Genomic DNA, 19,723 nt, shown 5'->3' with positions numbered 1-19,723 from the left:
CTCATCTATTGATAACACAGAATGGCGCCGCCGTTGGCAGGTGTTTCGTTATGCATTAGATTATATAGCGATTATCACCAAGGAGAGCAGACTAACATGCCGGGATTATTGATGTTTTATGTGGGCGGTACGGCGCCGGGCGCCAATATTGAGTTGCACGACGTGCAGTTTGCGGCGGCGGATCGGCCGGAAGAGGCGTATCCGCTGCTGCGCGAAAAGTGGTTCGGCGATAAGCGCAAGGTGCATGTCGACGGCTATGCGCGCATCGACTGGGCGGACGGTTACGACGTGAGCCTGGAGTCTGCTCCGTTCGCCGGTGAAGAGAAGCTGTTTTTCGTCAACGTGGGCGGCTACCGCAGCGATGAGCTGGCGGAACTGCACCAGTTCGGCCTGTTCGTGGCGCGCTCCGCCGACGAGGCGAAAGAGAAAGCCAAACGGGTACTGCTGACTGACAGCGCGCAGCAGCACAAGGATGACCTGGCCGAAGTGGACGACTGTCTGCTGCTGCAGGCGCTGCAAGGCTACCACGTGCATCTGCGGGCCAACCCGCACGGGAAACCGGCCCGGCCGCTGTGGCAGGGGTATCTGCCAATCGGCGAACCCGCGTTATAACGCCGCCAGCGCCTGCAGCTGTTGCTGCAACCAGCGGCAGGCCTCAGGCCGGCCGTTCTTGCGGTGCAGGTAGATTTTGATCTGATATGGCGGCACCGGAAACGGCAGGGGATGGATATCCAGCGCCGCCGCCTGCCGCAATTTTTGCGCGGCGTAACGCGGCATGCTCATCACCAGTTCGCTGTCGGCGACGATGAACGGCGCTCCCAGCAGCGAAGGCGTGCGGATGGCGATATCGCGCTGCAGCCCCAGTTTGTCGAGCTGGTAGTCAATGACGCCACGCTGTTCGTTCCACGGCGTCACCACCAGATGACGCGCCTGCAGGTAGTTTTCCAGCGTCAGCTCGCCGTATTTCGCGCTGAACGCGGGCGAACAGATCGCCACATACTCATCCTCCAGCCAGCTCACCTCGTCGATCTCCGGGTAGCTTTCGCCATCGGTTTCGGTAAAGCCCAGCGCGAAGTCGATGCGCCCCGCCAGCAGATCGTTCAGCGCCACCTTGCGCTCGGAATAGCGCAACTGAAACGATAACCCCGGCGCCAGGCGCTGCATCTGCGCCATCAGTGCGGGAAACACCGCGAAAGCGGTGTAATCGGTAATGGCGAAGGTGAAGCTCTCCCGGCTTTCGGTGGGGACGAAGCGCGGGCGCGGATGCAGCCCTTTGGCCAGCAGCGCCAGACTTTCGCTGACGGTCGGAGCCAGGCTGTCGGCATACACCGTCGGGTGCATGTCGTTGCCGACCCGGTAGAACAGCTCGTCCGCCAGCGCCTTGCGCAGCCGAATCAACGCGTGGCTCAGCGCCGACGCACTGAGGGCAAGCTCTGCTGCGGCGCGCGTCACCGATCGCAGCCGATAGACCGCTTCGAACACTAGCAGCAGGTTGAGATCGAGACGCTTCAAATCCAGATGCATAATATTCATTACCTGTTGATAAAAATGCAGTTCATACAGTATTTGAGGCGCGATATGCTGGCAAGCACAGTCATCAACACACCCAGGATTTACCATGACCATTGAGATTTACCCGGCGCAAAAAAGCGACGCCAAACTGATTCTGGATATGATTATCGAGCTGGCGGTGTACGAAAAGGCGCGCGAGCAGGTGCTGGCCAGCGTGGAAGACATCGAACGCAGCTTGTTTGGGCCGGGCGCCTGTTCCGAAGCGCTGATTTGTACGGTGAACGGCGAGCCGGCGGGTTATGCGGTGTTCTTTATGAGTTACTCCACCTGGCTGGGTAAAAACGGCATCTATCTGGAAGACCTGTACGTGGCGCCAAAGCATCGCGGCGCGGGCGCCGGTAAAACGCTGCTGCGGCACATCGCCCGGCTGGCGTGCGAACGGCAGTGCGGCCGCCTGGAGTGGAGCGTGCTGGACTGGAACCAACCGGCCATCGATTTCTACCTCAGCATCGGCGCGCAGCCGCAGGGCGAGTGGGTGCGTTATCGTATGGAGGGCGAGGCGCTGACGCACTTCGCGGCGCACGGCGCGGCGCTGCCGGCGTAACCGTCATTGGGGGGAGGCGGCCTCCCCAACTGTGGTGGTGTGAACGGTTTACTGCGGGTGAATCAGGTCAGGATCAGGCGGGTTTGCGGGCGGCGAGAATGAAGATCATCGGGCGCTCCTGCTCTTCGTCCAGCGCCGGGTTAGCGGCGATTTGCTGCGCGCTGGGGCCCCATTCGTTCAAATGCTGGATGATAAACCCTTGCTGCGCCAGCGGGTTGATATAGCCGCCGAGCGTGCGGTGCTGCTTGATGACGCCTTCCGCCAGCCAGTTGGAAACGCGCTGGCCTTCTCGCTGGTAACTGTTGACCGGCCAGGATTTCTGACCGTTGCCGTCGGTCAGCCAGCCCTGCTGCGCCGGGGCGGTATAGATCGGGTGCTCGGCGGTGAAGATGAACTGCCCGCCGGGTTTCAGCGCGGCGTAAACCGTGGCGAACAGCGCGGGCAAATCCTCGAGGTAGTGCAGCGTCAGCGAGCTGTAGACCAGATCGTAACTTTCCGGCAGCAGTTGCAGCTGCGCCAAATCCTGCCGACGGTACTCGATACCCGCGTCGGCGGTCATCTCCCGCGCCTTGGCCAGCATTTTTTCCGAAACGTCCAGCCCCAGCACGCTGGCTGCGCCCTGTTCGCGTGCGCTGCGGCAGAACCAGCCGTAGCCGCAGCCGAGATCGACCACGCTTTTGCCCTGCAAATCCGGCAGGATGCGGCGGATGGCGGGCCATTCCGGCGCGCCGTCCAGACCGTGCTGCGAGCGGCTGAGCTGCGCATAGCCGTCGAAGAAAGCCTGATTGTCATAGATATTTTGCGTCATGATGACTCCTTGGGGTGAATGACGGCGGCGGAATGCCGCTGCCATACCGTGCATATTGCTGCATAATTCTACGCTGACAACATGAATAACGGGAATGACAATGGACATGATTTCGGTGCGGCAAGCGCCCGAGCTGGCGCCGCGCGCCATTGCGTATTTTCAGCGGCACTGGGCCACGGCAGAGACGCTGATGATGTATGAAGACGCCATCAACCGCAGCCTCGGCGCCGCCAACCCGCTGCCGCAGTGGTACCTGCTGATGGAAAATGACCAGATCCTCGGCTGCGCGGGGCTCATCACCAACGACTTTATCAGCCGTGGGGAGTTGTATCCCTGGCTGTGCGCGCTCTACGTAGAAGAGACGCAGCGCGGCCGAGGCTACGGCGCCAAACTGATTGAGCATGTAGCGGCGGAAACCCGCCGGCTGGGCTTCCCGCAGCTGCACCTGTGCACCGATCTGGAAGGGTACTACGAGCGCAGCGGTTTCGTTTATAACGGGCTCGGCTATCACCCCTGGGGCGAGGCCTCGCGGGTCTATTCGCGGGTGCTGTGATCGCCGCCGCCGTGTAAGACAAACCTGACTTTTCATTCACCTTATCGCGCCTCGCGGGTTACACTGGCCGCTTGTTCGCCACCGACCGGGTTAATTCGCCGCCGCGATGAGAGTGCCACGCCAGCTACCGCAACGCTTCACCGCCTGCATCGCCATTATGGCGGTGCTGTTGCTGTTTGTGGCTCCGGTGGTGTCGAAATCGCTGATGCACCATCAGATGATGGGCGGCATGATGCAAACGGACGCCGCCATGCCGCACGACATGCACGGGATGGCGATGCCCGCCGCCGAGTATGCCGGCCACCACGGCATGGACTCGGCGGAGATGATTTTCTGCGGCTACTGCGAGCTGCTGATCCACGTGCCGCTGCTGTTGTGGGTATTCGTCCCGCTGCTGTGGCTGATGACGCGCATCGCGCGCCTGCCTTGCGCGCCGCGCATCGTCCCCCCGCCCATTCGGCGCCTTGCTCTGCGGCCAAGCCCGCGCGGGCCGCCCGGCCAGCCGTTTTTCCTTATTGCTTGATCATGGGTAACGCCGTTCGTATCGCTGCGGACGGTTTGCCTGCGCGCACAGTTTGAAAAACGAGAAAGGCCATGTCTTCGATAACCAAAACTCCACCTGCCGCATCGCCGAGAGGCGCGATGCTGAACCTGATCAGACGGCTGCATTTTTATATCGGCCTGCTGGTCGCCCCTTTTATTCTGGTCGCCGCACTGACCGGCACGCTGTATGTGCTGACCCCGCAGCTTGAAGAGGCGCTGTATCGCGATGCGCTGTCTACCGAGCCGCACGGGCACGCGAGACCGCTGGCCGACCAGATCGCCGCCGCCCGCCGTGTGGCGGGTGACGAGGCGCGCATTTACGCCGTGCGCCCGGCGCCCGGTGCAACGGACACCACGCGTGTGCAGTTCGCGAGTGCCGATCTGGGCGCTTCCGAGTCGCGCGCGCTGTTTGTCGATCCTTACACTCTGGCAATCAAGGGGGATATGACGGTGTACGGCACCTCCGGCGTGCTGCCGCTGCGCACCTGGCTGGATAAGCTGCACAGCAGCCTGCTGCTTGGCGATCTGGGGCGCAACTACAGCGAACTGGCGGCCTCCTGGCTGTGGGTGGCCGCCCTGGGCGGCGTGGCGCTGTGGCTGGCGACGCGGCCGAAGCGCAAGCTGAAAAGGGCGAAAGGGGGCTTTGCCGCCAGCCGCCATTGGCATATCACGCTGGGCGTGGCGCTGCTGGCCGGGCTACTGTTCTTCTCGGCCACCGGGTTGACCTGGTCGCAGTGGGCCGGCGGCAACATCGACACGCTGCGGGCCAACCTGGGCTGGCTGACGCCGCAGGTCAACGCCAGCCTGCAGGCCGATGCGCCGCAGACGCCGGCCGATCCGCACGCCGAGCACCGCGGTATGATGCCGGGCATGAAGATGAACCCTGCCGCACAGACCAATGCGCTGAATGGCGACTGGGATCGGGCGCTGCACGCCGCGCGCGCCGCTGGAATAGACGCCGCTAAGGTCGAGCTGCGTCAGCCGAAAGGCGAGGGCAAAGCCTGGACGGTGACCGAAGTAGATCGCAGTTGGCCGACGCAGGTGGACGCGGTCGCCATCGCGCCGCAAAGCTTCGCCGTCGTCGATCAGGTGTGGTTCGACACTTTCCCGCTCATCGCCAAACTGACCCGCTGGGGCATCGACGCCCACATGGGCATTCTGTTCGGCTTGCCGAATCAGCTGCTGCTGGCGGCGTTCGGCCTCGGGCTGTGCCTGATGATTGTGCTGGGTTACCGCATGTGGTGGAGACGCCGCCCGGCGGCGGGTGCGCAGCATCCGGTGCAGACGCTGGTTGCCGCCTGGCTGGCGCTTTCCCTGCCTGCGCGCGCCGGCACGCTGCTGGTAGCAGCGGCGCTGGGTTATTGCCTGCCGGTAATGGGCGTGAGCCTCGCGGCGTTGCTGCTGGTGGACGTATGGCGCTGGCGCGGCCAGCGGCAAGGCCAGCGGGATGAAACGCCGGAAGCGGCCGCCCGCCGCGCCGAGGTGCGCAAGTTCCGCGCGGCGGTGGCGACGGTGGCGGTAGCGGTCGGTTGCGTGATGGGCCGTGCGATCCTCGGCGGCACCGTCGAACAGTTTCAGCTGCCGATCGGCGACTGGAGCGCCCAGATGGTGATCATGCAGAGCCTGATGGTGTTGCTGTATACGCTGGTGTTCACCCTGTTGCTTTCCATTCCGCTGTGGTATTTCTTCCTGGGGGAAAAAGAGGGGCGGTGAGGTAGCGTCCGGCATGCCTGTGGGCATGCCGGATATTTGGGAATGGCGCTTAAGCACGTATCATCTCACCAGATGGGTAATTTCCACTGAAAGGAAGCGAACGATGACGTTTAAACAACAAAGGGATAAGGCGATAGCGCTGATGGAGGAAAAGAAGATGTGGCGGAGTAACTATGCGCCGCCAATCTTGCGCTTGCTGTGGCGAATGGACGTGAATATGCCACCGCCGCCGTTTGCGCCTTTCTGGCTGAATATGCTGTTCTTCGGCATTTGGTTTGGCCCGCTGTGGGGCGTGCTGATGTGGTTCATGGTATGGAAAAATCAGGGACATACTGGTGAAGAGGCCCTGATATTAAGCCTCGCCGCCGGCCTGCTGTTTGGCTTTTTTATGGCGCTTTTCCACTATTGGCGGAAAAAGGCGAACAGGTTGCCGGACTGGAACGATCTTTGACACGTTGGTGACGAACAGACACAAAAAAGCCCGCAACCGAAGTTGTGGGCTTTTTCGCTATTATCGCCGGGTCTATCTGGTTCACTGGCGACGTATTTGGTGGGCTGGGGGAATCTGAATAATTTTATTAATCCATTGTAAAATAAGAAAAAATATGAATTAAGATTTATTTGGTATACCTAAGCGTATACCAATGCAGAAAAGTAAGACCGATTTAGAGGGTGATTCTAGAATCTGGCATCACCTGTTAGCGTCTTTTATCCCATGCTTTTTTGATGAGCTGCACATCAGGTTTGAAGCGCGACATGTGGCGGATACCAACCACAGGCACATCGAATTGCTTAAACCGTGCTGTAAAGCAGAACGTAGAGTAGTAGCGGTTTCGGCTTATGTACTCGGGCTCATCGCCATCGCCGAATGCTTTTAAAAGCAAGCGAGCTGCTGAGTAAGAGTTCATTCCGTTACTGTAAGCAATAATTAGCTCAGGTTTGCATAGGGGGACGGTAACGTTTTCAAAGAAACCCATCGATTTTTCAATCAGTCGCTCCAAACTGCCAATCGCGCTCTCTTGAGCCCTTTTTTTGAGCGACAGGGCATCTTTAGAACACAAGAGTAGTGCATTGGTATAGACAGTATCTTGCCATCTAAAGCCTAGCTGTTCAGGGACGGATTGCAGGCGGTTTGCCAAATGTTTGATACCCCATTCACCTTCAGTACCTGCCTGAACATTAAAGAAACAAGGTGAATTAAAACCGTTTATCACTGCTTCAGCATTTGTTGTTACCAACGGTGCAAAACTGATCCACCCCAGCGGTTGAAAACTGATCCAGGGGTTAATCTGCTCCTCTGAATACAGGGGAGCTTATGATCACTTTTGAGATTCGTATGGAAATTAAAGTCCTGCACAAGCGGGGAATGAGTATCCGGGCCATCGCCAGAGAACTGGGTATTTCGCACAATACTGTCCGCAGCCACCTGAAAGCCAAATCTGAAAAGCCGCAGTATTCACCACGCCCGGTATCATCATCACTGCTCGATGAATATCGCGATTATATCTGTAAGCGGATCTGCGATGCGCATCCCTACAAAATTCCGGCTACCGTTATTGCCAGGGAAATCATGGAGCTGGGCTATCGTGGAGGTATGACTATCCTGAGAGAGTTCATCCGTTCGCAGGGACTCCCCGCAGGGGCGTTACAAAACGACACTCAATCGCGGTGTCATGGCCCCAAAACTGCTCATCATAGACGAAATAGGCTATCTGCCGTTCAGTCAGGAGGAAGCCAAGCTGTTCTTCCAGGTCATAGCCAAACGTTACGAAAAGAGCGCGATGATACTGACCTCCAACCTGCCGTTCGGGCAGTGGGACCAGACGTTCGCCGGGGATGCGGCTCTGACATCAGCGATGCTGGACCGGATCTTACATCACTCACGCGTAGTCCAGATAAAAGGAGAGAACTATCGGCTAAAGCAGAAAAGAAAGGCCGGGGTTATAGCGGAAGCTAATCCTGAGTAAACAAGGTGGATCAATATTAGACCGTTGGTGGTGACGGTAAGTGGATCACTTTTTACCCGTTGTTGACATTTGTAAAATCGCCATCTGTAGTGGTTCAGCAATTTCGGACACCTCAATAGCCTGTTAATGTAACGACAGAAAATTGAGGTAAGCGAGTAATGACCCAACGTAAACAAACCAAACGCCGTTTTTCTCCTGAGTTCAAGCTGGAAGCCATCGAGCAGGTGACTAAATACCAACAGCGTGCTGTTGATGTCGCTCTAGCCCTGGATTTGGATCCCAGCCAGCTTCGTAAATGGATCCGTCAGTATGAAGCCGAGCTCCAGGGGGTTACGCCTGCCGGCGTGGCAGTGACACCAGACCAGCGTCGCATCCAGGAGCTGGAGAAACAGGTTCGCCGTCTGGAGATGGAGAAAGAGATTTTAAAGCAGGCAGCCGTGTTGATGAGCGAAATCCCCGTCAAATCTGTGCGCTGATCACACGGCTAAAAATGAAATGGCCTGTAGCAGAATTATGCCGTCTGTTGAAGATGCCGCGCAGCGTTTATTACGCATCGCGGTACCAACGTGTTGATGCCGAACGCCTGGAACTGCGAGCACAGATCCGGGCGTTACATCAGCTTAGCCGCGGGTCCGCCGGCAGCAGGACGTTAAGTTTGCTGATGCGCAGGAAGGGTTATGCCATTGGGCGCTGGTTGGCCAGAAAACTGATGCAGGAATGTGGTTTACTCAGTCGCCAACCGGGGAAGCACCGGTATCGTGGAGCCCGAGAAGAAGCAGTCGCCTCGCCAAACCTGCTGAAAAGGCGATTTATGCCGGCCTCACCGAACCAGGTATGGTGTGGAGACATCAGCTATATCCGCCTCCATGGCGGTTGGTGTTACCTTGCGTTGGTCGTCGATCTTTATTCACGCCGCGTGGTGGGCTCGGCACTCTCGTTATCACCGGATGCGAATCTAGCCTGTCGCGCGATGCGTAATGCCCTGGAGACACGGCGGCGTCATGGGCGACTGCTCTTTCATTCAGACCAGGGCTGTCAGTATAAAAGCAAACAATACAGACAGTTATTATGGCGAAGTGGGGTAATGCAAAGCATGAGTCGCCGAGGAAACTGCCTGGATAACTCACCGATGGAAAGGGTGTTCCGAAGTCTGAAAAGTGAATGGATACCGAGCACAGCGTATAAAGATCTGCATCATGCCTCGCAGGATATTCAGAGCTGGCTACAAACCTGGTACAACCAGATTAGGCCACATAAATATAACGGAGGGTTATCCCCCTGCGAGTACGAAAAACAATGGAAAGAGGCTACGAAGGTGTCCTGATTTTGTGAACCACTACACATCTGCTGATGAGCCGTTGAACCCGACCATGATTAAACGCTTTCTTGCTGGTTTAGCTGCTAACAATTCGAAGGAACAATCATAAGGACGGCCGGGTAGTTCGCTTAAATCATGCCGTTCTAAACCTTCCAAAATTATTTTCTTGGTCGTTTCCATCTTAACGGTTATCCCATCAAAGAGTCTGTTTTGGCTCTGCCACATGATAGAGCCAATTTGCCATTTTGCTCAGAAATAAAGATTTATAGGAAAACTGTTCACCCTATGCATCTTTTAAATTTATTCTTTTATTTCAATGTATTGATGGGTGTATGGCTACCTTCTCGGTGTACACCCCTGTTCACCTACAGGGTGAACAGCCTGAACCGCAAGCATAAAAAAACCGGCCGGAGCCGGTTTGGTGAGCGCTTGTCGTTATGATATTGACCGTTCAGCGGGCGATAGAATGCCCTGGTGTTGCTGCGTGTGTTTGGGTCACTGCCACTATAGGCGGCGTGGCGATTGAGCGTCCAACGGGTTCGGCAGATCAATAATGGCCTATTGAGCGGCCCGGCCGATCGAATCACTCATCGTCACACTTCGGTAGCCAGTCTGCATCACATTCCTCTCTCGATATTAGCTTGTCTGCCTGGTGCGGTGTTTCACCTACGTCTGCTCATACCCCTTCAGCATCTGCGGTACCGTCTAGTGCAAAATGGCATCTGAATCGATCATGATTTGGCGTGCATTTCTGGTCGTGGTCTAGGTTATCTATCACCTACGAGAAAATGCGTTTCGGTGCCTCGAGAAGAACGTCTCACCGCGTCACACGTAGTTCCGGGCGGCGGTGGGCGATACATCGAAAATAAAGGCGACCCTGGCTATCCCCCCATGTCAGGGTAGTTGTCGCCTCTGAGTGAAAAAATCCAGGGGTCTGGAGAGACGACAATGAACATCTATTCACCTGAGCGTAAAGCGGCTGTGATCGCCAAAATGTTGCCGCCGCATAATTTTGTCGATAAACGAGGTTACCCGGCAGGAAGGTATTCCAGCCAACACGCTTTATGGCTGGCGCTCTCAGGCAGGCATTACGACCTGGAGCGCTGACTCTGGTCTTAAACTTCCGAAGCAATGGTCTCAGGAAGCTCGCTTTGCTGTACTGGTTGAAACAGCACCGCTTTCTGCCCATGCTGTGGCTGAATACTGTCGCCGTAAGGGCCTGTATCCTGAGCAAATTCAGCAGTGGAAGGACGAGTTAATGCAGCCATACCCGTGTGAAGAAAAAGCAGAGATAAAACGATTAGAGAAAGAGAACCAACAGCTTAACCGCGAAATAGCCCGCAAGGACAAGGCGCTGGCCGAAGCCGCCGCACTGTTGATACTGGAAAAAAACTCAGGGCGTTCTTCGTCGAAGAACGTGAGGCCGAATGACGCGTACTGCCGACAGGTTGCGGATGATAACGATGGTGCTGGAGGCTGTTGCCACCGGTGCCCGACAGCACGAAGCCTGTCATCGTGTCGTTATAAGCGAACGGACGTTCCAGCGCTGGCAACAGATACCGGATGACCGGAGAACCTCGACGCCACGACCGCCCCCGAAAAACAAGCTCAGTGCAGAAAAGGAACAGCAGGTGCTGGCCATCTGCCATGAACCGAGATTCGCCAGTCTGCTACCGTCGCAAATCGTGCCTGCGCTGGCCGATGAGAAGCGCTATATCGCCAGCGAGTGGGTGCTGCGGCGGGCGGGTGAAACGACGCACCGTAGCCGACAGAAGGCCCCGCAGAGCAAGCCACTGTCGACCTGGAAGGCGAGGGCCCCCAGGTAGGTGTGGTCATGGGATACCACCTGGCTGAAGTCGCTGACGACGGGTCACTGGTTTTACCTGTATCTGATAGAAGACGTGTTCAGCCGCAAAATCGTGGGTTACGAAGTGCATCGGGTGGAAAGCGGCGACTATGCGGCAGAGCTGCTGAAACGGACGGTGCTGAGTGAGCGCTGCTGGCAGGAGCCGCTGGTGCTGCATGCAGATAAAGGTGCGCCAATGAAGTCGCAGGTGCTGCAGGTGAAGCTTGCGGAGCTGAAGATAACGGCGTCTGTCAACGCCACGATATTTGGCCGCTTCTCACCATTTTAATGTCCGCTATTCATTAACCAGGTTGACCGATTTTCTCCAGCGATACCTCGTTGTTTTCTGGCGCCAGCTTCTTGCTCAGCACGCCAGCTTTTCGTTTCTCTCTTAGCCGGTAGCTCTCCCCCTTGATATTCAGCGTCGTTGAGTGATGCAGTAACCTGTCCAGGATCGCCGTGGCTAGCACGTTGTCGCCGAACATCTCTCCCCAGTCAGCGAACCCCTTGTTCGAGGTCAGGATGATGCTTGCCTTCTCGTAACGCCGATTCAGCGGCATGAACAGGACCCGATGCCCTGCATCGGCTGCCTTTACGCCCAGCGCCACCGCCAGATGCGTTTTACCCACGCCCGGGGGGCCCTGCAGGATCACGTTTTCGCTTCGCTCTACGAACGCCAGGCCGGCAAGCTCTCTCACCACCTTACGGTCGATGCCCGGCTGGAAGCTGAAGTCGAACTGCTTCAGCGTTTTCACCCAGGGGAGCCGGGCTTGCTTCAGCCGGGACTCCATGCCGCGTTGATGGCGCCCGCTCCATTCCTGTTGCAGCGCGCGGCACAGGAACTCGCGGTAGTTGAGTTCTTCCTTCGCCGCCTACTCCAGCAGGCTTTCCACCTGATCCCCCAGATGCTCCATTTTCAGACGGCCCAGCAGCGTCTCCAGTTCATGCATCACAACAGCTCCTCATAAGCACTCAGCGGTCGGTGTTCTACCATGCTCACCTGTTGCCACAGCGGGGCATGGTGCTCCGGAACGGTCTGCCACCCGGCACCACGATTGTTTCGACGATGAGTGGCCACAAGCTGCTCATTGCCGTAGATCCTCAGTTCATCATCCAGCGTGATCCGGATGGAGACCGGGCGGCCACACCAGGCCTCCAGCACGGAGTAACGATTACCTCGTACCTCGATATAGCCATCCCAGGCTACGTGACGGATGTCGAAGTAGCTGGTATCGAAGTCCGATGCCGGCAACGCCTGCAGGTGCGCTTTTTCTTCCTCGAAGTGGGTCGCCGGCGTTTGCCTGAACTGGCGCAGTTCACGCTGGTCCGCGGCCTCGGCAAGCCACTGCTCCAGCAACAGGTTAACGTGCGCGAAGCTGTCGAACTGCGTGTAACGGACGAAGAAGTTGTACTTGAGGTATTCGACCATGCGTTCAACCTTGCCCCTGGTTCGCGCTCGGCGGGGGCGACAAGCCCGGGGCTGGAAGTCATAGTGCTGCGCCAGTTGCAGGAAGCTGGCGTTAAACACCACATTGCCGTTGTGATTTTTCAACACGGCTGCTTTCTGATTGTCGACCAGCACGGTTTTCACGCCGCCGCCGAAGTAACGGAAGGTCCACACCAGGGACTCGTAGGTGTGCTCCGCATCCTGGCTCGGCGCCGCAAAGGCGTGGAGGCGACGCGAGTAACCCAGCGAGTTCACGGCGAAGTTGATTTTGCAGCGTTCACCGGCCACCTCCGCTTCGATTTCTCCCCAGTCATGCTGCAACTGGTAACCTGGCTGGGTTTCGAAGCGCACGGTCTTTTTACCCTGACCTGCTCCCCGTTGATTAATACAGCGCGCTACCGTTTATGGTCAGCCGCTCTCAAAAGATACGATCCAATCTCCTAACCATGAACAGCACGACGCGGAGCGTCATAGCAAGCGCTGCGATTTGATGTCGAACGATGACATCGTCGTACAGGCCGAAGCTTTGCTGGAAACGTTCCGTAGTCGTGCTGGTAACTAGTTGGAGTTAAGCGAAAGGAAACACATTTAACGTAGGAATACTATTGGCATTTCCCACATAATGTTCATCTCGCCCCCAGAAGACAGTTTACAATTGGTACCAAAGGCTCCAACTTTTATTAAATCACAGGCCTTTGTCCATTTTTTAACAATTGTACCTGGCATAACCTATCTGAGCGCCCAAACAAGCCCCTGCGGTACCATCCTTCCATGTTCCTGATTTATTCTTGCAGAATGATTTTATTGCCGACCGATAATCTTCACACTTGCCATAATCAGAGGCAAACACATGAATAGGAAATGAAATTGATATAACTAAGATACACAATAACTTTTTCATATACTCTCCAAGTGAGTTGGAATTACGAGTCATACTAATTTCAGATGTGAACCTGCATCCCAATGCATATTGGACGTGTAACAATAAACGAATCACCTTATTGCGCACAAACCCAAAAATGCAAGGACTTTACCATATAACCACCCCACAAAAGAATCAATATGGATTCAAGAGATTAACAAAAGATTCATACAAAAAAGTAAGGGGACTCTTCAGAGCTACCATAACAACCCTGCGGCCTCCATCGTCGTTCCTGCCTCACATAAATTTTGGAGACGGCTGTTGGCCTTGATTTCCTCCTTGAAAACAGTACCAGTTTAAACTGAAGCATCCGGTCGTTCTTCCCTCTCACAGCGAGGCACATCGCCATGAAAAAGACCCGTTATACCGAAGAACAGATTGCGTTTGCGCTGAAACAGGCCGGTTGTTGCTGAGACTTAACGAAGTAATTCTGAAGCTGTGATCGCTATCGTGTGATAATGATAGACGACCCCGGTTACGCCAAGCGGGATAATGCAGAAACGGGGATGCTGTTCAAGCTTATCGCCCACAGGTACGAAAGAGAAAGCCTCATCATCACCCGTAACCATCCGGTCAGCACCTGGGGCTGTATCTTCGTGGATGAATCGATGGCGGCAGCGGCAGTAGACCGGCCGCTCCATCACTATTATTTATTCTAAATACAAGGAAAAACTACAGGAAAAGACCTCAACGCAGTAAACATCTAAATGGTGGTACAGGAGCGGCCATTGTAGTTTACGTCAGATCGGCAAAAGTAATTGACGCCTAATATGTTATACCCTAGCAACACCCTGTAAGAATACCGATTCCACAAGCGTGGATAGCCCCATTCTCGCGACACGCCCGCGACGCTCAGCATCCTGAAGCCCAATCAGTATGGAAAACCAAAACTCACTCATCGCAGCCGCGGCAATATCAATACGAAAAACCCCCAACTGTTGCCCTCGCAGAAAAAAACCGTCCAACGCTGAATACCAATCTGTTGGAGATTCAATTCCCATTGGCCTATCAGGGTCCCAGTTGTACAGCAAAAACATCATAAACTCTTGATTATTTATAACGCCATTAGATAGTCTCCTAAGCGCTTCAAGCGGTGATTCATCATCCAAACCGGCATCATGAATAGCTTTACTAATCGCATGATTTGCACTCTGTAGCAATCTCTCTATTAAAAGCTCGCGTGTCTTGCAGAATCGATATAGGGTTGCTTTACTAATTCCTACAGCCTTTGCTAACTCATGCAAGTTGGCTTTGGGGCGCTCAACCATTGCTCGTGCCAAAGCCGCCAGAAGCTTGTTGTCATCTTCATATACAACTTTTCCCATCGCGCGTTATATTCCCACTTTGTGTTCTTCTCATCATCAATAGCCTCAATTCTCTCATAAATCTAAACAAACTTAAATGAATCCCAACAGCTATATCATGTAAAAAATTTTGTTATTAGTGTCATATTAATCACATAAGAGTCAAAAGTGACTCATTGTTGTGCGCATTGCTGCCTGCGGAAAAAGTCCGTCCAGCCTGTGGGAGTAGCCTTGGCCTGGCCCTATGGACTGTGATGTTTCGGAGTCACTGGAGCTCATCAGTAACGCCTTTGACGTTATCGAAACACTGCGGCCCATTGACTGCAACTGGTGTGTGAGCTCATCCCCTCAGGCCTCCATACCAGCAGCGCAGCTATGCTGACCCTACCTACCTACCTATCTACCGGCACGCATCGTGACGGCGAAGCCCCCCTAACTACCGCCAACCACCAACGGGGCCTGGAACAGAGCCATGCCACCTTGGGACACGGGTCATGGGTAAACAATAAAGTGAAGTGCATACAGCGATGTATCGGCAGAAGTTTTCTATCGACGCAAGACTAGTTGACGACTAACCACCCACGTGACGATACCGGTTTTCGTGGCATGACGCTTCCTGCTACGGCAATGTCGATTATGTCATCAAATAGTTGTCCCACACTTACTCATGCCTTCCTGAACATACAGTATTTTTCGATATCCAAACTGCCCCCTAGCGCCACTATCACAGACCTCTATTCCTTCAAAATCCAAAACAGGATCAACGAATTGACTCTCAAAAATGAATCCAATAAAACTCAAAATATATTAAATTAACTCAAAAGAATCCGTATTGACTCATTGTTGTGATTGTTGTAACCTCCATGCCGTTTCGGTGAGAGGCCAAAATAGGGGTACTTGTGTGGGTTATGGGAAAAGGGCTGTTTACGGTATACGTCATTCCACACCAACAGAAATGGAAATCATTCTGGATTTACTTCAGGGGATATCACCATGGCAGTCGGCAAATAGACGGGTTATCTCAGTAAAAATCCTCAGCAAATACAGGGCGCTAAAAAATGGCACTCATAGGGATAAATGATTTTTTATAACGCCTCGGCGTTTAATAACACGAGGTTGTTGACCGCTGGTGCAGATGTTCCTCACCGCAATCAGCCGGCTTAGAGCACAAAGTACCATGCCGGTTTCATTACGCTTCTTATATGAAAGGGATATAACATGATAAATGCAATCAAAAAGACCACCTGCGTACTCGCAGTGCTCGCCGCCACCTCTACTGCCGTCATGGCCGAGAGCATTGATGTGAAAGTCATCGGTACCATTACCCCGACGGCTTGCAAACCAACGCTGGGCGGGGGCGGGACCATCGACTACGGCAATATTGCGCCTGCGTCTCTTAGTAATACCACTTTTACTGTTCTGGGTGAAAAGCAGGTTGATTTTAGTATTACCTGCGACGCTCCAGCCAAGGTAGCCATTCACGCCGTTGGCTCGAAAGCCGATACTGCAACAGATGTAACTAAATCAACTGCTGGTGACTACGATATATTTGCTGGAACTCTCTTTGGAACACCAGCGCTTGGTGTGGCAGGCCTGGGGGCATCAGACGGTAAAAATATCGGAGGGTATGGCATCCGATTGGTACCTGGAACCTACACTGTGGACGGTAATAATGCAGATACCATTACGCGCAGCGCAATTACCGGTGTTTGGGTCCCCTCTGCCAATCTCGGGGCAGGTAGCTTATTTAGCACAATTTACAAAGAATTGCAAATTTCTTGGGCTCCAAAAGGTACGCTTACCCCAATGGCTTTCACTACCGTCGCTGGCAAACTGGGGGTCCAGGCCTACATCACCAAAACCTCCGAGCTTGACCTCTCCAAGCCCATCAATCTCGACGGCTTGACCAGCCTGGAATTGGTCTACCTGTAATACTTCTGCTGACCGGGCCCGGGCCCGGTCTTTTGATAACTAATAGTTGTTTTAGTTTCTTTTCGTTTTGACACGGATAATTTCACTTATGAATCTTTCTGTCTTTTGCACTGCGACCGTCGTTGCTCTGTGGCTGCTTTCTGCGGGTGTCCAGGCCTCGGGCATGCTGCCCGAGACGTCGGTCGTTATCGTTGAGGAAGAAGATGGAGAAGGCGCAATCAACCTGCAAAACACCGATAACTTTCCCGTCCTGCTGCTGACTAGTTTGCAGAATATCGAACAGGACACCGAAAAACTGTTGGCCGTGACGCCGCCGGTTGCCCGCGTCGAACCCGGCAAGACCCAGCGTGTACGCTTTATGCTGACTACCAAAGCTCCGCTAAAAACAGAGCGCCTCAAGCGCGTGGTGTTTGAAGGGGTGCCGCCGCAGGAGAAAAACAAGAACGTAGTACGCATGACGGTGCGGCAGAACCTGCCGGTCATTATTCGCCCAGCCAACCTGACCCGCGATGAAGCGCCCTGGAAACGCCTGATATGGTCGCTCAAGGCCGGAGTCTTGAGCGTCAGCAATTCATCTCCGTATGTCGTGCGTCTGGGGCAGGAGGTGACCACGCTGCCTGACAAGAGGATCTGGTTGTTGCCAAACGCTTATGTACTGCCTGGCCAGCAATTGATGCTGACCCAGCAGACGAAGTTCGGTGATACCAGCGCCGAAACGGCCAGTAAAGTACGCATCTCCCCGGCCACCACTTGGGGTTTTACCGTTGACAGCTATGAAGCGCCGCTGGCGCCGTAAATAGAAGGTGGACAGGATGTTGATCTCGGTACGCCATTGTCAGTGCCAGCCGCGTCGTCATTTGCTCTTACTGCTGATGGTCATACTCTGTACCGCCCCTACCTGGGCGGCCGATGAGACTCACAGCCACGATAACCTGGTTTTCGATCCCGATACATTGAGCGAGCGCGGCATGGACCCTGTCATTGCGGCTCTATTTGGCCAGGCCCCGCGCTTTCTGCCCGGTGAGAATACCGTTGCGCTCTTCGTCAACGGCAATCCTCGCGGGCGGGTACGGGTGCGATTTGATGAAAGGGGAGCGCTGTGCGCAACCCCTACCTTTCTGCGGGCTGCCGGGCTGGTGTCATCCCCCAGTCATGCGGACAACGCCCCCTGCTTTGACCTGCAACGCGCCTGGCCGCAGGCCGAGATACATCTCGAACCGAGCGAAGGCAGGGTCATGCTGGTCGTGCCGCCTGAAGCGCTTAGCGCGCCGGGCGCAGAAGACGGCAACTGGCAGCACGGTGGCGTGGCAGGCATGCTCAACTATGAGGCCCAGTATCTGAGCTCCTCCGGCGCCGCCAGCGGGCTCAACTTTGTCCAGCTCGGAACCGAAGCTGGATTCAATGCCGGTGACTGGATAGTCCGCAGTCGCCAGACCTTTACTCGCTTCAATGGCGAAGGCCACATCAATCACCAGGCCGCCTATGTGCAGCGCAGTTTCGTCGGCATTCAAAAGGTGCTGCAGGCCGGCCAGGTCAGTCTCTCCAACTCCCTGTTCGGCACCGGTCAGGTACTGGGCTTCCAGCTGTTTCCCGAGTTGGCGCTGACGTCCGTCCAGGGTGGCGCCGGGCTGGTCGAGGGGGTTGCACAGACGCAGTCCGTGGTTGAGGTTCGTCAGTCCGGCGTGCTGGTGTACAGTACCGCAGTGCCGGCCGGGCCTTTCCGGCTACAAGGCTTTTCCCTGCTGAACACCCGTACTGACCTGATAGTCACCCTGACCAGCAGCAACGGTGAGATGCGGCAATTCATTGTGCCGGCTGCCACCTTGCTGGCGCGTGCGCCGTTGGTTTCACCAGGACTGTCATTCGGCGCCGGCCGGCTCGAGCAGCAGGACGGCAAGGCACCGCTGCTGGGTACGGTAGCCTCCGGCTGGCAACTCACGCCTTTCACCAGCCTGAATGCCGGCGTGCTGGGCTCTGCCTCTTATCGTGCCGGATCGCTGAATCTGGATACTCAGCTGTTTAACCCGACCCGCCTCAGCCTGCAAAGCACCCTGGCACAGGATGCGGATCATGGCAATACCGGCACACTGCTGTCAGCCCTGCTCAGCCACAGTTTGAGTGACCGTCTTGGCGTCAGCGTCAATGGACGTCAACAAACGGCGGGGTATCGTGAACTGAGTGATGCACTGCAACGGACCGACAGGGACAATCCCAACAGCCAGAGCCGCAGTCGTTACCAGTGGGGCAGCGGCATAAATTGGTCGATGGAGGGGTTGGGCAACCTTTCACTCTCTTGGGCACGTAGCACCACCTTTACCGGCAACAACACCGATTACCTGCGCGGCGGTTGGAGTCGGCAATTTGGTCGCGCCTACCTGGGGGTCAGCCTCGAACATAACACCGGCACCCTCAGCGGTCAGGCGGATGACCGCCTGTACGTGTCGTTTAGCATGCCGCTGGGAGAAAGCCGTGATATCAACAGTTACCTGAATACCGCCAAACGCAGCGCACGAGCCGGCGTTCGCTACAGTGACCGCACCAGTCAGGACCGGGGCTGGAGTATTGCCACCGACCGTGACCTGCGCAATCACCGTACGTCGGTCAGTGGCAACCTAGACTTCGTGATGCCGGTCAGCCAGTTGAACGCCAGCGTCAGCCATGACAGCGACAACTACACCAGCTGGTCGACGCGCGCCAGCGGCGCAGTCGTGCTGCATGAAAACGGTATCACCCTGTCTCCCTACCGCGTGGCCGATACCTTTGGCATTGCACGGGTGGGCAAAGAGTTCGGCGTTCGGCTGGATACACCGGCGGGACCGGTATGGACCGACTGGCGGGGATATGCAGTGATACCGACGCTGAACGGTTACCGACGTTCGGCCATTCAGGTCGATACCCGCAGCCTGGCAAAAAATGTCGACATCGGCAACGCCTGGCAGGAGAGCGAAATGGCTCGGGGAGCCATCGGCCGGGTGGACTTCGATGTGCTTCGTACCCGACGCGTGCTGGTCAAGACGGCAATGGCTGATGGCGAACGCCTGCCGCATGGCGCCAGCGTATTCAACACAGCGGGTGCACTGGTGACGGTGGTGGGTGACGACGGTACGGTCTTCGTGCCGGATGCAGCGCCGGGGATGGCTCTGGAGGTACAGAGCTCCGGCAAAACGGTGTGCACGATGAAACTCGACCTGCCGGAGACGGCGGAAACAACGGCCCTGTATGAAAATGCCACGGCGACCTGCCGGTAAGGAAAA

The 19,723-nt window shown here is 55.7% G+C and carries 20 protein-coding genes and 5 pseudogenes; 17 read left to right on the top strand and 8 right to left on the bottom strand.

Annotated elements, in window-relative coordinates; translation table 11 throughout:
* Positions 1-96: 96 nt before the first annotated feature.
* A complete protein-coding gene (locus J0F90_RS18925) occupies positions 97-612 on the top strand; it encodes a DUF1543 domain-containing protein (RefSeq protein WP_033639559.1) in 516 nt (171 codons plus the stop codon).
* On the opposite strand, the gene J0F90_RS18920 is transcribed toward J0F90_RS18925, so the two are convergent.
* Positions 607-1,533, bottom strand: coding sequence for a LysR substrate-binding domain-containing protein (locus tag J0F90_RS18920; protein ID WP_033639560.1), 927 nt, complete (start codon positions 1,531-1,533; stop codon positions 607-609). The genes J0F90_RS18925 and J0F90_RS18920 overlap by 6 nt on opposite strands.
* Before the next feature lie 85 nt (positions 1,534-1,618).
* Here J0F90_RS18920 and J0F90_RS18915 point away from each other — a divergent pair, with 85 nt between their 5' ends.
* Positions 1,619-2,116, top strand: coding sequence for a GNAT family N-acetyltransferase (locus J0F90_RS18915; protein WP_033639562.1), 498 nt, complete (start codon positions 1,619-1,621; stop codon positions 2,114-2,116).
* Positions 2,117-2,189: 73 nt separating this feature from the next.
* Here the strand turns inward: J0F90_RS18915 and J0F90_RS18910 are convergent, their stop codons facing one another.
* Entirely contained in the window at positions 2,190-2,924 is a 735-nt protein-coding gene (locus J0F90_RS18910; RefSeq protein ID WP_033639563.1) for a class I SAM-dependent methyltransferase, read from the bottom strand.
* A 100-nt stretch (positions 2,925-3,024) separates the two neighbouring features.
* Here J0F90_RS18910 and J0F90_RS18905 point away from each other — a divergent pair, with 100 nt between their 5' ends.
* The 4 genes from J0F90_RS18905 to J0F90_RS18890 all read left to right on the top strand — a co-directional run bounded on the left by J0F90_RS18905 (position 3,025) and on the right by J0F90_RS18890 (position 6,184).
* The gene (locus J0F90_RS18905) at positions 3,025-3,477 is read left to right on the top strand and encodes a GNAT family N-acetyltransferase (RefSeq protein WP_080286908.1); all 453 of its coding nucleotides are present in this window, start codon (positions 3,025-3,027) and stop codon (positions 3,475-3,477) included.
* Between the two features lie 112 nt (positions 3,478-3,589).
* Positions 3,590-4,000, top strand: a complete 411-nt coding sequence (locus J0F90_RS18900; RefSeq protein ID WP_033639566.1) for a DUF2946 domain-containing protein — start codon at positions 3,590-3,592, stop codon at positions 3,998-4,000.
* Between the two features lie 119 nt (positions 4,001-4,119).
* A complete protein-coding gene (locus tag J0F90_RS18895; protein ID WP_080286909.1) occupies positions 4,120-5,733 on the top strand; it encodes a DUF2534 family protein in 1,614 nt (537 codons plus the stop codon).
* A gap of 103 nt (positions 5,734-5,836) precedes the next feature.
* A complete protein-coding gene (locus J0F90_RS18890) occupies positions 5,837-6,184 on the top strand; it encodes a DUF6404 family protein (protein ID WP_033639570.1) in 348 nt (115 codons plus the stop codon).
* Between the two features lie 247 nt (positions 6,185-6,431).
* On the opposite strand, the gene J0F90_RS18885 is transcribed toward J0F90_RS18890, so the two are convergent.
* On the bottom strand, positions 6,432-6,947 hold the full coding sequence (locus J0F90_RS18885; protein WP_229601626.1) for a hypothetical protein: 516 nt from the start codon (positions 6,945-6,947) through the stop codon (positions 6,432-6,434).
* Positions 6,948-7,048: 101 nt separating this feature from the next.
* Between J0F90_RS18885 and J0F90_RS18880 the strand changes: the two are divergent.
* The 3 genes and pseudogenes from J0F90_RS18880 to J0F90_RS18870 form a co-directional block, all read left to right on the top strand.
* Positions 7,049-7,378: pseudogene (locus J0F90_RS18880) on the top strand (helix-turn-helix domain-containing protein); the annotation flags it as partial.
* Positions 7,371-7,700 (top strand): annotated as a pseudogene (istB, locus tag J0F90_RS18875) (IS21-like element ISSen3 family helper ATPase IstB); the annotation flags it as partial. The pseudogenes J0F90_RS18880 and istB, both read left to right, overlap by 8 nt.
* Before the next feature lie 158 nt (positions 7,701-7,858).
* Positions 7,859-9,024, top strand: a protein-coding gene (locus tag J0F90_RS18870) for an IS3 family transposase (protein ID WP_103086435.1) whose coding sequence is annotated in 2 segments (ribosomal slippage) — positions 7,859-8,123 and positions 8,123-9,024 — 1,167 coding nt in all. Because the reading frame shifts where the segments join, the coding sequence is not laid out codon by codon here.
* A gap of 12 nt (positions 9,025-9,036) precedes the next feature.
* On the opposite strand, the gene J0F90_RS18865 is transcribed toward J0F90_RS18870, so the two are convergent.
* Complete coding sequence (locus J0F90_RS18865; protein ID WP_154232124.1) at positions 9,037-9,198, bottom strand: hypothetical protein; 162 nt, start codon at positions 9,196-9,198, stop codon at positions 9,037-9,039.
* Positions 9,199-9,966: 768 nt separating this feature from the next.
* Between J0F90_RS18865 and J0F90_RS24745 the strand changes: the two genes are divergently transcribed.
* The 4 genes and pseudogenes from J0F90_RS24745 (at position 9,967) to J0F90_RS18855 (ending at position 11,153) form a co-directional block, all read left to right on the top strand.
* Entirely contained in the window at positions 9,967-10,125 is a 159-nt protein-coding gene (locus J0F90_RS24745; RefSeq protein WP_227944632.1) for a hypothetical protein, read from the top strand.
* Positions 10,064-10,297 (top strand): annotated as a pseudogene (locus J0F90_RS24740) (IS3 family transposase); the annotation flags it as partial. The gene J0F90_RS24745 and the pseudogene J0F90_RS24740, both read left to right, overlap by 62 nt.
* Before the next feature lie 148 nt (positions 10,298-10,445).
* Complete coding sequence (locus J0F90_RS24735) at positions 10,446-10,844, top strand: helix-turn-helix domain-containing protein (protein WP_050072206.1); 399 nt, start codon at positions 10,446-10,448, stop codon at positions 10,842-10,844.
* Entirely contained in the window at positions 10,845-11,153 is a 309-nt protein-coding gene (locus J0F90_RS18855) for an IS3 family transposase (RefSeq protein ID WP_050072207.1), read from the top strand.
* Between the two features lie 13 nt (positions 11,154-11,166).
* On the opposite strand, the pseudogene J0F90_RS18850 reads toward J0F90_RS18855, so the two are convergent.
* The 3 genes and pseudogenes from J0F90_RS18850 to J0F90_RS24910 form a co-directional block, all read right to left on the bottom strand.
* Positions 11,167-11,814, bottom strand: a pseudogene (locus J0F90_RS18850) (ATP-binding protein).
* Positions 11,814-12,671, bottom strand: a pseudogene (gene istA, locus J0F90_RS18845) (IS21 family transposase); the annotation flags it as partial. The pseudogenes J0F90_RS18850 and istA, both read right to left, overlap by 1 nt.
* 346 nt (positions 12,672-13,017) lie before the next feature.
* The gene (locus J0F90_RS24910) at positions 13,018-13,212 is read right to left on the bottom strand and encodes a hypothetical protein (RefSeq protein ID WP_161781918.1); all 195 of its coding nucleotides are present in this window, start codon (positions 13,210-13,212) and stop codon (positions 13,018-13,020) included.
* A gap of 479 nt (positions 13,213-13,691) precedes the next feature.
* On the opposite strand from J0F90_RS24910, the gene J0F90_RS18835 reads away from it, so the two are divergent.
* The gene (locus J0F90_RS18835; protein ID WP_033641366.1) at positions 13,692-13,892 is read left to right on the top strand and encodes an ATP-binding protein; all 201 of its coding nucleotides are present in this window, start codon (positions 13,692-13,694) and stop codon (positions 13,890-13,892) included.
* Positions 13,893-14,006: 114 nt separating this feature from the next.
* Here J0F90_RS18835 and J0F90_RS18830 read toward each other — a convergent pair whose 3' ends face one another.
* Entirely contained in the window at positions 14,007-14,558 is a 552-nt protein-coding gene (locus tag J0F90_RS18830) for a TetR/AcrR family transcriptional regulator (protein ID WP_033639576.1), read from the bottom strand.
* 1,197 nt (positions 14,559-15,755) lie between these two features.
* On the opposite strand from J0F90_RS18830, the gene J0F90_RS18825 reads away from it, so the two are divergent.
* From J0F90_RS18825 to J0F90_RS18815, 3 genes are all read left to right on the top strand, one after another.
* Positions 15,756-16,469 carry a DUF1120 domain-containing protein gene (locus tag J0F90_RS18825; protein ID WP_033639577.1) on the top strand — a complete coding sequence of 238 codons (714 nt, stop codon included), beginning with the start codon at positions 15,756-15,758 and terminating at the stop codon, positions 16,467-16,469.
* Positions 16,470-16,557: 88 nt separating this feature from the next.
* Positions 16,558-17,265 (top strand): fimbria/pilus chaperone family protein, encoded by a 708-nt coding sequence (locus J0F90_RS18820; RefSeq protein ID WP_033639578.1) that lies wholly within the window; start codon positions 16,558-16,560, stop codon positions 17,263-17,265.
* A gap of 16 nt (positions 17,266-17,281) precedes the next feature.
* Positions 17,282-19,717, top strand: a complete 2,436-nt coding sequence (locus tag J0F90_RS18815) for a fimbria/pilus outer membrane usher protein (protein ID WP_080286910.1) — start codon at positions 17,282-17,284, stop codon at positions 19,715-19,717.
* Positions 19,718-19,723 lie beyond the last annotated feature (6 nt).

It is taken from the genome of Serratia marcescens subsp. marcescens ATCC 13880 (assembly GCF_017299535.1).
Lineage (GTDB): Bacteria > Pseudomonadota > Gammaproteobacteria > Enterobacterales > Enterobacteriaceae > Serratia > Serratia marcescens.
The sequence above is the reverse complement of the archived record's forward strand: the minus strand, read 5'-3'. Positions and strand labels throughout refer to the sequence as shown.

Excerpts from the sequence above, each read along its gene's own strand:
- J0F90_RS18925 (WP_033639559.1), top strand. The coding sequence starts at position 97 with ATGCCGGGATTATTGATGTTTTATGTGGGCGGTACGGCGCCGGGCGCC.
- J0F90_RS18920 (WP_033639560.1), bottom strand. The coding sequence starts at position 1,533 with ATGAATATTATGCATCTGGATTTGAAGCGTCTCGATCTCAACCTGCTG.
- J0F90_RS18915 (WP_033639562.1), top strand. The coding sequence starts at position 1,619 with ATGACCATTGAGATTTACCCGGCGCAAAAAAGCGACGCCAAACTGATT.
- J0F90_RS18910 (WP_033639563.1), bottom strand. The coding sequence starts at position 2,924 with ATGACGCAAAATATCTATGACAATCAGGCTTTCTTCGACGGCTATGCG.
- J0F90_RS18905 (WP_080286908.1), top strand. The coding sequence starts at position 3,025 with ATGGACATGATTTCGGTGCGGCAAGCGCCCGAGCTGGCGCCGCGCGCC.
- J0F90_RS18895 (WP_080286909.1), top strand. The coding sequence starts at position 4,120 with ATGCTGAACCTGATCAGACGGCTGCATTTTTATATCGGCCTGCTGGTC.
- J0F90_RS18890 (WP_033639570.1), top strand. The coding sequence starts at position 5,837 with ATGACGTTTAAACAACAAAGGGATAAGGCGATAGCGCTGATGGAGGAA.
- J0F90_RS18865 (WP_154232124.1), bottom strand. The coding sequence starts at position 9,198 with ATGGAAACGACCAAGAAAATAATTTTGGAAGGTTTAGAACGGCATGAT.
- J0F90_RS24745 (WP_227944632.1), top strand. The coding sequence starts at position 9,967 with ATGAACATCTATTCACCTGAGCGTAAAGCGGCTGTGATCGCCAAAATG.
- J0F90_RS24735 (WP_050072206.1), top strand. The coding sequence starts at position 10,446 with ATGACGCGTACTGCCGACAGGTTGCGGATGATAACGATGGTGCTGGAG.
- J0F90_RS24910 (WP_161781918.1), bottom strand. The coding sequence starts at position 13,212 with ATGAAAAAGTTATTGTGTATCTTAGTTATATCAATTTCATTTCCTATT.
- J0F90_RS18835 (WP_033641366.1), top strand. The coding sequence starts at position 13,692 with ATGATAGACGACCCCGGTTACGCCAAGCGGGATAATGCAGAAACGGGG.
- J0F90_RS18830 (WP_033639576.1), bottom strand. The coding sequence starts at position 14,558 with ATGGGAAAAGTTGTATATGAAGATGACAACAAGCTTCTGGCGGCTTTG.
- J0F90_RS18825 (WP_033639577.1), top strand. The coding sequence starts at position 15,756 with ATGATAAATGCAATCAAAAAGACCACCTGCGTACTCGCAGTGCTCGCC.
- J0F90_RS18820 (WP_033639578.1), top strand. The coding sequence starts at position 16,558 with ATGAATCTTTCTGTCTTTTGCACTGCGACCGTCGTTGCTCTGTGGCTG.
- J0F90_RS18815 (WP_080286910.1), top strand. The coding sequence starts at position 17,282 with ATGTTGATCTCGGTACGCCATTGTCAGTGCCAGCCGCGTCGTCATTTG.